The 9,143-nt window shown below is 44.3% G+C and carries 11 protein-coding genes; 2 read left to right on the top strand and 9 right to left on the bottom strand.

The genetic code is table 11. From position 1 onward, the window contains the following. The coding region (locus tag DET59_RS17235; RefSeq protein WP_258549714.1) for a DDE-type integrase/transposase/recombinase at positions 1-948 on the top strand (948 nt) is incomplete at its 5' end. A 281-nt stretch (positions 949-1,229) separates the two neighbouring features. On the opposite strand, the gene DET59_RS17230 is transcribed toward DET59_RS17235, so the two are convergent. The 3 genes from DET59_RS17230 to DET59_RS17220 all read right to left on the bottom strand — a co-directional run bounded on the left by DET59_RS17230 (position 1,230) and on the right by DET59_RS17220 (position 3,274). Continuing rightward, positions 1,230-1,688, bottom strand: a complete 459-nt coding sequence (locus DET59_RS17230) for an 8-oxo-dGTP diphosphatase (RefSeq protein WP_113970858.1) — start codon at positions 1,686-1,688, stop codon at positions 1,230-1,232. A 422-nt stretch (positions 1,689-2,110) separates the two neighbouring features. Further along, positions 2,111-2,827 (bottom strand): GDSL-type esterase/lipase family protein, encoded by a 717-nt coding sequence (locus tag DET59_RS17225; protein ID WP_113970856.1) that lies wholly within the window; start codon positions 2,825-2,827, stop codon positions 2,111-2,113. Positions 2,828-2,959: 132 nt separating this feature from the next. Next, the gene (locus tag DET59_RS17220; protein ID WP_113970855.1) at positions 2,960-3,274 is read right to left on the bottom strand and encodes a MerR family transcriptional regulator; all 315 of its coding nucleotides are present in this window, start codon (positions 3,272-3,274) and stop codon (positions 2,960-2,962) included. 182 nt (positions 3,275-3,456) lie between these two features. Here DET59_RS17220 and DET59_RS17215 point away from each other — a divergent pair, with 182 nt between their 5' ends. After that, positions 3,457-3,609 (top strand): Fur-regulated basic protein FbpA, encoded by a 153-nt coding sequence (locus tag DET59_RS17215; protein ID WP_113970854.1) that lies wholly within the window; start codon positions 3,457-3,459, stop codon positions 3,607-3,609. A gap of 52 nt (positions 3,610-3,661) precedes the next feature. Here DET59_RS17215 and trxB read toward each other — a convergent pair whose 3' ends face one another. From trxB to hisH, 6 genes are all read right to left on the bottom strand, one after another. Continuing rightward, on the bottom strand, positions 3,662-4,609 hold the full coding sequence (trxB, locus tag DET59_RS17210; protein WP_113970853.1) for a thioredoxin-disulfide reductase: 948 nt from the start codon (positions 4,607-4,609) through the stop codon (positions 3,662-3,664). 151 nt (positions 4,610-4,760) lie between these two features. Next, a complete protein-coding gene (locus DET59_RS17205) occupies positions 4,761-6,272 on the bottom strand; it encodes a tetratricopeptide repeat protein (RefSeq protein ID WP_113970852.1) in 1,512 nt (503 codons plus the stop codon). Between the two features lie 125 nt (positions 6,273-6,397). Continuing rightward, positions 6,398-7,027 (bottom strand): bifunctional phosphoribosyl-AMP cyclohydrolase/phosphoribosyl-ATP diphosphatase HisIE, encoded by a 630-nt coding sequence (gene hisIE, locus DET59_RS17200; RefSeq protein ID WP_113970851.1) that lies wholly within the window; start codon positions 7,025-7,027, stop codon positions 6,398-6,400. Next, positions 7,024-7,782, bottom strand: coding sequence for an imidazole glycerol phosphate synthase subunit HisF (gene hisF / locus DET59_RS17195; RefSeq protein ID WP_113970850.1), 759 nt, complete (start codon positions 7,780-7,782; stop codon positions 7,024-7,026). Before hisF ends, hisIE begins: the two co-directional genes overlap by 4 nt. After that, positions 7,776-8,510: a 1-(5-phosphoribosyl)-5-[(5-phosphoribosylamino)methylideneamino]imidazole-4-carboxamide isomerase gene (gene hisA / locus DET59_RS17190; protein ID WP_113970849.1), complete on the bottom strand. Its 735-nt coding sequence runs from the start codon at positions 8,508-8,510 to the stop codon at positions 7,776-7,778. The genes hisF and hisA overlap by 7 nt, the downstream gene beginning before the upstream one ends. Then, entirely contained in the window at positions 8,507-9,142 is a 636-nt protein-coding gene (gene hisH, locus DET59_RS17185) for an imidazole glycerol phosphate synthase subunit HisH (protein WP_113970848.1), read from the bottom strand. Before hisH ends, hisA begins: the two co-directional genes overlap by 4 nt. Between the last annotated feature and the right edge of the window lies 1 nt (position 9,143).

Below are 9,143 nucleotides of genomic sequence, written 5' to 3'. Positions count from 1 at the left end.
TACGATCAGTGCCCTTACTATCTCAGCAGGAAAAACGGAATGACGTCACAAGAGAAAAAGCAATTTAAAAAGAACTCACAGGCCTTCAAAATACGATACATCTTCCGTCAGTTCCACATGGATATAAGTGCGTTATCTCCTCAGTCACCCGTTCGTCCAGATGTTGATTTATCAAGAATCCATGCCTCGCCACATACACTTGGGCTGATCTTGACCTACCATGTGAACTACGGATTATCGGCACGCAAGACAGCTGCGATTATGCAAGACGTGCACGGTGTTGCCATTTCTCACCAGACTATTCTCAATTACGAGAATAGCGTTGCCCTCTTACTGAAGCCATACGTAGATCATTATCCGTATGAACTATCTGATCAGTTCTGTGGAGATGAAACCTATATACGGGTGAATGGGCGTTGGCATTACTTATTTTTCTTCTTTGATGCGGTCAAGAAGATCATTCTTTCGTATCCTGTTTCACCTAACCGTGATACAGCGACCGCCATAAAGGCCATCAATGATGTGCTTTTGAAGTTCAAGGAGATTCCAGAGGATCTGTCATTCGTGGTCGATGGCAATCCTATTTACCTGTTAGCCCAACACTTTTTCGCTCAGCACGATATTTCTTTTGATGTGACACAAGTCATTGGACTGACCAATGAAGATCCGGTGTCAACGCAATACCGTCCCTTAAAGCAGGTCATTGAGCGACTGAACAGGACCTTCAAAGGGAACTACAAGAGCACGCATGGATTTGGTTCGGCGAAGGGCTCGGTATCGTATGTGACCCTTTTTGTCGCCTATTTTAACTTCCTGCGCCCGCACGCAACTCTGGAGGGAAGGGTTCCTGTAGTGAATCCGGACCTTGAGAAACTGCCGACCATGCCTGCCAGGTGGACGAAGTTGATTAGCCTGGCTCAGGACTGGATCATCGACCAAACCGCCTAACTTTTGTTTAGCTGAGCCCTTAACCAGCAATCGGCGGAGCGAACTCTTGACAAACCGAACTGGCCAATGGTTTAAAATGGCTGAACCAAGGGCTTATTTGGCATGCCTTCTTTTGTCCCCTTCGCCCTTGATGAACACCTCACAAACCATTGGCGTGTTTGTCAAGAGCGATTGCGGCGACCAAGAACCTTACTTTGGGGTTAAAGATAGTGCCCTTTACAACTTTTCATAAGTTTTTTGACACTACCTTTATCGTAATGTTGTATAAATAAGTTCGTTGATCAACTTGGATCTAATCGATAAGACAATAACTTAAAATCAGGAGTATAGGTAAACGTTCCATAAATCGTATTCTTTCCGTGTAAGAGGTAGTCCAGAATATGATAATCCCCTTCAGCCATCGGAAGGTCCTTAATATCCTCAATCGGATGCCATTTAATCTTACCCTCTTCCGATTCTTGAAGGTTGACCCCATCCGCTTCGGTTGCAAAGAAAGAAAACATCATCCACTCTGATTTAATCTGATCGCCTTCTTTAATAATGAACGTAAAGACACCTTTCAAATCAGGATTCTTCAAATAGATGCCCGTTTCCTCACGATACTCACGAATGACAGCATCCCGGATTGATTCGCCGGACTCCATTTTCCCGCCTGGAGCGACCCACCAATTCCTTCTTGGCTTTTGGAGAAGGAGTACCTTGTCTCCATCCAGATATAAACAATTTGTGACACGTTGCACTACCTTCACCTCAATCTTGATGATCAGGGAGCCAATGTATACATTAGTCCCACTTTCAGTCATTCTCATTCCTTATATTATACTATGATTGTAGACAAGCTACAATGTCTTGGCTTGTTGTTTGAAGGTTGTCGATTCAAATCGAAAGATATTGGGACATATTTCTACATGAAGGGGATAGGTACAGATATACATGAGTCACTATAACAGGGGAAAAAAGCAAAAAAAATAGACACAGGCGAGTCCTGTGTCGTCTACGGGATTTATTACTTAAAAGGGGGTCAATTTCTTATTTTCTATATTACCCGAAAATTGTTTCACTAGTGTTACAACAGATTTAAAACGGTATTACGGAATTGTTAATGTATCGTTGCGGGATTTGCGAATGACCACGAACGCTGTAAGAACCTGTCATTTTTGGGTTAAAAGTCATAATTCTTCATAATTTGATCCGCGATTAATTCGTACCCCTTACCATTAGGATGAAGGGAATCATGGAAATAGTTTTCCTTGGATTTCCCTTTAAACAAAGGATTGGTTGAAACGTACTTTACGTTCTCATGTTTTTCGGCTTCTTTCATCATGGATTTATTCCAATCATCCACGTACGCCTCGATTTTATCGCTATCTTTATCCGGGTAAGGATTGTATAAACCTAACACGATGATATCCACTTCTTTGCTCGCTGTTCCGACGATATTCAAGATCTTATCCAGGTTGTCGAGATAGTCCTTTTTCGCCTCCACGATCTCTTCATGATGCAAAGGGAACAGGTCTCCACCATTGTTCTTTATTAAATCATTGGTTCCAATGTTGATGATAAATACATCTGCCTCACTTAAATCCTCCGCTACCTCGGGCTTGACGATCTGCCCAAGCAGCTGATCCGATTGCTGCCCCGGTACTCCAAGGTTTTGAAAATTATATGACATCTTTGAGTGTTTATTATTTATTTTCTCTTCTAAACGCCCGATATATCCTGCTTCTTTTTTATCCCCATACCCATAGGTGAGGGAATCTCCCAATGCGATTACCCGTTTCTTGGATGATGACTTGGTCTCATCGGCAAAAAAACTAAAATACACAATGGGGATAAGAGCAAACAGTGCGACTAAAGAAACGATTTTCCATATTTTCATTCATGATCCGACCTTCCGAAATAAACTAAGATGACTTTCATAATATTGGTTATTCCCTTTTGGGAGGGTTGTAATCCTGTTTATTTATGGAAGTTATGAATCAATGGAATCGGTTTAAGAGGTCCGTCCCCCTTACTTCTTCTGAACACCAAACCGGGCATTGAGCTGACCACGTATCATTTTTTGCTTTGCTTCTTTTCTCTCTTTTCTGGATAGTTCATGTTTGATTTCTTTCGTGGTGACCCCTTCTTCTCGCTGGTCGGCGATGTCCATTAATCGTTCCACGTCGGAAAAGGAGTATTTGCGATAGCCCCGATTGGAACGATATGGAAAGATCAGATTCTTCTCTTCATAATAGCGGATCTTTCTCTCGGTCAAACCGGTCAATTCACTGACGACACCGATTGATATCACTTTTTTATCCTTATAGGAAGGCTCATTATCCACGTTCTCCTCATCCTCCTAAGCAGGGAATATCTTGATTATACATGTCTCTCTTACGGATTTGACCTATTATGTCAGAAAACCTTACAAAGAATTCTAAATTGGAAGAAAACTTTACAAAGTAGCAGATTTATGTTCAAAATCCCCCTACACTATGGGTAACAATCTAAAAGGAGTGAACACGGATGCCATTTTTACGTGAAGCCGTTGAACGAGAGAGGCAGCAATTTATTCGTCGGTTAGTAGAAGCTGGTGTTTACAAGCCATGTGATGAGGGGTTGAAGAAGCTGACGCTGTCTGAATTGGTGTATGTGTTCAAAAAGCATAGAAAAAAGTGAATTCATCAAAAAAGCCTTACGTAAGGGTTACCCTTGCGTAAGGCTTTCTTGATTAACCGTTTTTAACTTTTTCTTTCAGCTCTTCGATATAATGCTGAGCCGTTTGAGCGGCGATACTTCCGTCACCTGTTGCCGTAACGATTTGGCGAAGTTGTTTTTCGCGGACATCTCCGGCTGCAAAGATTCCAGGAACCTTTGTTTCCATTTGTTCGTTTGTTTCAATATAACCTTCAGAGTTAATGATCCCAAGGTTAGCAAATGGTTTCGTCAGTGGAAGCATTCCGATGTAGATGAAGATACCATCCGCTTGGAAATCCGTTTCTTCTCCATTTTCTGTAGAAACAAGGGTCACACTTCCCACTTTGCCCTCTTTGTCGTTGATTTCCTTCACCGTATGGTTCCAGATGAAATCCACTTTTTCGTTATCAAAGGCACGCTGTTGCAGGATCTTTTGAGCTCGAAGCTCATCACGACGGTGAACGATGGTTACCTTGTTAGCAAATCTTGTCAGGTAAACCCCTTCTTCTACAGCGGAGTCTCCCCCACCTACAACAACAAGGTCTTTTCCTTTAAAGAATGCTCCGTCACATACCGCACAATAAGATACTCCGCGTCCGCCAAGCTCTTTTTCACCAGGTACACCGATCTTTTTGTACTCTGCACCCGTCGTGATGATCACGGCACGGGCTTTAAATTCTTTCGAACCGGTTTTGACCGTTTTAAACTCTTCTCCGTCAATGATCTCTTTAATGTCTCCGTATGCGTATTCCGCACCGAATTTCTTCGCATGATCAAACATTTTATTAGAAAGATCAGGTCCCAGAATATGGTCGAAGCCTGGGTAGTTCTCCACTTCTTCCGTATTCGCCATTTGTCCGCCCGGCACTCCTCTTTCAAGCATAAGCGTTGAAAGACTTGCACGTGACGTATAAACAGCTGCAGTCATTCCTGCAGGGCCTGCACCTGCAATGATTACATCATAAATTTTTTCTTCAGACATAATGACATTCTCCTTCCGAAACAGTCGTAAGCATATACTTTATTTAAATACTATGGATCGTGAACGTAATGGTGCTTGAGCCTTCCACCCATAGTATTTACTTCCTACACTTATCCTATAAAAAATAGGATCGCATCGTCCAAAAATATGCTCACGGAAGGTAACTTTCAACCACTGAGATGTATTTTGTCAAGGTACTCGCAGATAAATTGAATCGATCACATAGCTGCTTCTTCGTGATCTTTTCATTTCGCAGTCGGTTCCAGACGAATTCGGTCGCCGCTGCAAAAGCTTTGGCATTCTTGAAGGTTTCCCGTTCCTTGATGCCTCTGTAGGCGATTGTAAACCAAGTAAGGAATAATCCCGACTTCACGCTCGTGATCGGCTGGTGATCCCCATAAAGGTGGAGAGCCACTTGATGCATATTCTGTATCTCCTGGTTCACTTTAATCGAGCTGTTTCCGTTGCTGTTCAACACTTGTGCCAAATACACCTTTTCGACAATCGACAGGTCCTCCACATCACAAAAGTCAGCGTGAGTGAGGATGGCTCTCTGATTATCCGAAATAGATGTAAGAAACAGGCCGAATAATTTCTCTTCCGTATATTCACTTTGCAGCTTCTTTAAAATCGATGTGACGTGATTTTCGAAGCCCTCTTCCTGCTTTTTAACATTCCAAGGCTCGAGCCCTTCTTTTTCAGGGTTGATTTCCAACACCCTTTTCCACGCATTACGGGCTGTATCCTCATGCCCCGTTTCATAAGCAGAACAAGACAACCAATAATAGAAGCTCCCATCGCCCTCGTAGCCAATCTTCTGAAGGGACTTCAACCAATCATACCCCCGCTTCGAATGACCAATGAGCGCAAACGTAGCCCCCAGCTTGTAACGATGTTCATGAAGCAAGGGACGGACCTTCTCAAGACCCTGAATCAATTTGTCCAGCTCGTCATGTCGCTTTTGATAGAAATAAAAAACAGCCGTATTGCACAGGGCATGAAGATTTCCAGGATTCTTCTCCAGCACCTCTTCCAACGTAGCAGCTGCTTGATCGACTTCTCCTAAATAGAAGTAGGCAAGTGCCAGATTATTATAAGCTGACCAGAATTCAGGATAACCCTCAATGACCTTCTGTAAGGTATCCACGGCTTTTTGAAAATGTCCTGATTCAAGAAGGTCTCTTGCTTTCTCCTGTTGGACGATAAGCTCATCATGCTCGTATAAATCGTCCACAATCAGATCGGAATCGAGCTCCAGAAGCTCTAATAAGTCTTCAGCATCCTCAACGAATTCACCATATTCTTCTTTGTCAAGATAAGCTGAAACCTGTTCGTACGCCTCTTTAAACAAACCTAAATGGGCATAATTATTGGCCAGAAAATAATGACACTCAGCCATACGGGGATCCAGATCATCCAGGATTTGATGCAATAAATCATTGGAACGCTTGTATTCACCAAGCTCTGTATACACAATCGATAATTGACAGGCAATCATCGGTTCTACTGGTTCTAATTGAAATGCTCTATTTAAATATTTTAACGATTTCTTAAGCTCTCGACGTTGATAAGCCTTCATCCCTTTGTTGTAGTAATACTCGCCAGTCGGGACAAAAGACAACACTTTCGCTTGCTCACTACCTAATTTTGACCCTTTTCTCATCAAAGTCCTCCGAAACGTTCATAGTATAACTACAGTAGTATATCATATAATACCCCTGTACTAAACTACCATATTTTGAGGGACGGACCTTTGCGCGTGCGCGCGAAGGTCCGTCCCTCAGTAGGTTATTTATTATGACGTTCCACAAGGACTTCCAGCACATCTTGGAGTGGAAGTTTTTGTTCCCTTAAAAGGACGAGTACGTGGTAGAACAGATCTGCGACTTCCCATTTCAGTTCTTCACTGTCCCTGTTTTTCGCCGCGATGATCACTTCTGACGCTTCTTCGCCTACTTTTTTAAGGATTTTATCTACGCCTTCTTCAAAGAGGTAGGTCGTGTATGCCCCTTCCGGCCGCTCGATTTCACGATTTTCAATGAGTTTTTCCAGAGTGAGGAGGATATTTTCTGTTGATGAATTCTCCTCACCATACACTCCTTCATGGAAGCAGCTTTCTTCCCCTTTATGACACGCAGGTCCTTCCTTATCGACAAGGACAAGGATGGCATCTTTATCGCAATCCCACGTGATGCTCTTGACCGTTTGGGTGTTCCCGCTCGTTTCTCCTTTATGCCACAGCTCCTGACGTGAACGGGAGTAAAACCACGTTTCTCCCGTCTCAACTGTTTTCTTGAGAGACGTTTCATTCATATACGCCAGTGTCAAAACCTCTTTTGTCGTAGCATCCTGGATGATGGCAGGTACCAATCCTTTATCATCATACTTCACGGATGCGATCCAATCGTCATTTGTCATCGTACGTGCACCTCCTGCTCTCTTAAGTAGCTCTTTACTTCTTCAACGCTCGTTTCTTTATAGTGGAAGATGGAGGCAGCAAGGGCCGCATCGGCTTTGCCTTCGGTGAAAACTTCTTTGAAGTGCCCGGCATTCCCTGCACCGCCTGACGCAATCACGGGAATCGAAACCGCTTCGCTGACCGCCTTCGTCAGGGCCAGGTTGAATCCCTGCTTCTCTCCATCGCTATCCATGCTCGTTAACAAAATTTCTCCCGCACCGAGGGATTCTACTTCCTTCGCCCATTCAACGGCATCCAGGTCTTTCAGCTTTCTGCCTCCATGGGTATAAACTTTCCAGCCTTTGCTCTCTTCATCGTATTTGGCATCGATGGCCACTACGATACATTGAGATCCGAAGTAATCCGCTCCTTCACGGATAAGCTCAGGACGCAGGACGGCTGCCGTGTTAAGAGAAACTTTATCTGCTCCTGCGCGAAGGATGGCTTTCATATCTTCGACTGAGTTAATCCCTCCCCCTACTGTAAAAGGGATCGCCAATTCCGCCGCTACATGCTGAACGACTTCCACCATCGTTTTCCGTCCTTCATGTGACGCTGAAATATCCAGGAAGACGAGTTCATCGGCACCTTGTTCGTCGTACACTTTAGCAAGTTCAACGGGATCTCCCGCATCTCTCAGCTCCACAAATTGAATGCCTTTTACCACCCGGCCATCCTTCACGTCCAGACAAGGAACAATCCGTTTCGTTAACATGTCTTCACCTCATTTATAGCCTCGCTCACCGTGAACTTCCCTGTATAAAGTGATTTTCCGCAAATCGCCCCGGAGACGCCTTGGTTTTCGTATTGCTTTAAAGTCTTCAGATCTTCAAGTGAGCTAATGCCTCCAGACGCAATCACTGATTTCCCCGTTTGTTCGGCAAGATCGACAACCGCTTCAACATTAGGACCAGATAGCATTCCGTCTGTGGCAATATCGGTGAAGATGAATGTTTCTGCGCCGGCTTCAGCCAGTTCTTTTCCTAGATCGACGGCTTTGAGACCTGACGTTTCCAACCATCCGTGGGTTGCCACATATCCGTCCTTTGCATCGAGCCCGATGGCAATCTTATCACCATATTCCGCCAGCCATTCCTTCACTAATTCCGTGTTGGAGACAGCGATACTGCCGATGATCACACGATCGACGCCCCGGCTTAAATAGTGCTCGATATCTTCTTTGGAGCGGATGCCTCCCCCGATCTGCACCTTGGCTTCAAGCTTCTCTGCCACACTGATCACGAATTCATCATTGATCCGGGAGCCTTCCTTTGCCCCATCGAGATCCACCATGTGAATCCACTCGGCCCCTTCCTCGGCGAATTTCTTCGCCATATCAAACGGAGAGTCTCCATAAACCGTTTCCTGATTATAGTCACCTTGAACGAGACGAACGCACTTCCCGCCCCGCATATCAATGGCTGGATAAATCGTAAAACTCATGAGACCCTCTCCTTCACTCGTTTTGTAAAGTTTTCTAACAGCTTCATTCCAAGCTCCCCGCTTTTTTCAGGATGAAACTGCATTCCGTATATATTTTCCCGGCTCACGACTGCCGGGATTTCGACTCCCGCATAATCAGCACTTGCCGCTATCACGTTTTTGGATCCTTCGTGCACATAATAGGAGTGAACGAAGTACACATAGCCTTCTGATAACCCTTCTAAAAGGGGGGATTTTTTTTGGTAACGCAGAAGATTCCATCCCATGTGAGGGACTTTGAACGAGTTTCCCTGACTGTCCTCTTTTGGGATGTGAAGCACTTCTCCTGGTAGAAGAGCCAATCCTTTTGTTGATCCATTCTCCTTACTTTCCTCAAAAAGGAGCTGCATGCCCAAACATATGCCTAAGAGGGGCTTCCCGCTTTGGGCAAAAGTGAGGATGGTTTCTTTCAGATGAGTGGTTTCGAGAAGGTTCATGGCATCTTTAAATGCTCCCACCCCTGGTAAAATCAATCCATCTGCGTTCAGTAATTCCTCTTGTTGATCACTGATAAAATAAGGAACGTTCAACCGTTCAAGTGCTTTACTGACGCTGAACAGATTCCCCATCCCATAATCTACAATGCCGATCATG

The organism is Rossellomorea aquimaris, from assembly GCF_003315075.1.
GTDB classification, from domain to species: Bacteria; Bacillota; Bacilli; order Bacillales; family Bacillaceae_B; genus Rossellomorea; species Rossellomorea aquimaris_C.
Note: the sequence above shows the minus strand (reverse complement) of the source record. Positions and strands in the feature narration are given on the sequence as shown.

Coding starts and splice junctions, on each gene's coding strand:
- DET59_RS17225 (WP_113970856.1), bottom strand. CDS start 2,827: ATGAAAATATGGAAAATCGTTTCTTTAGTCGCACTGTTTGCTCTTATC.
- DET59_RS17215 (WP_113970854.1), top strand. CDS start 3,457: ATGCCATTTTTACGTGAAGCCGTTGAACGAGAGAGGCAGCAATTTATT.
- trxB (WP_113970853.1), bottom strand. CDS start 4,609: ATGTCTGAAGAAAAAATTTATGATGTAATCATTGCAGGTGCAGGCCCT.
- DET59_RS17205 (WP_113970852.1), bottom strand. CDS start 6,272: ATGAGAAAAGGGTCAAAATTAGGTAGTGAGCAAGCGAAAGTGTTGTCT.
- hisIE (WP_113970851.1), bottom strand. CDS start 7,027: ATGACAAATGACGATTGGATCGCATCCGTGAAGTATGATGATAAAGGA.
- hisF (WP_113970850.1), bottom strand. CDS start 7,782: ATGTTAACGAAACGGATTGTTCCTTGTCTGGACGTGAAGGATGGCCGG.
- hisA (WP_113970849.1), bottom strand. CDS start 8,510: ATGAGTTTTACGATTTATCCAGCCATTGATATGCGGGGCGGGAAGTGC.
- hisH (WP_113970848.1), bottom strand. CDS start 9,142: ATGATCGGCATTGTAGATTATGGGATGGGGAATCTGTTCAGCGTCAGT.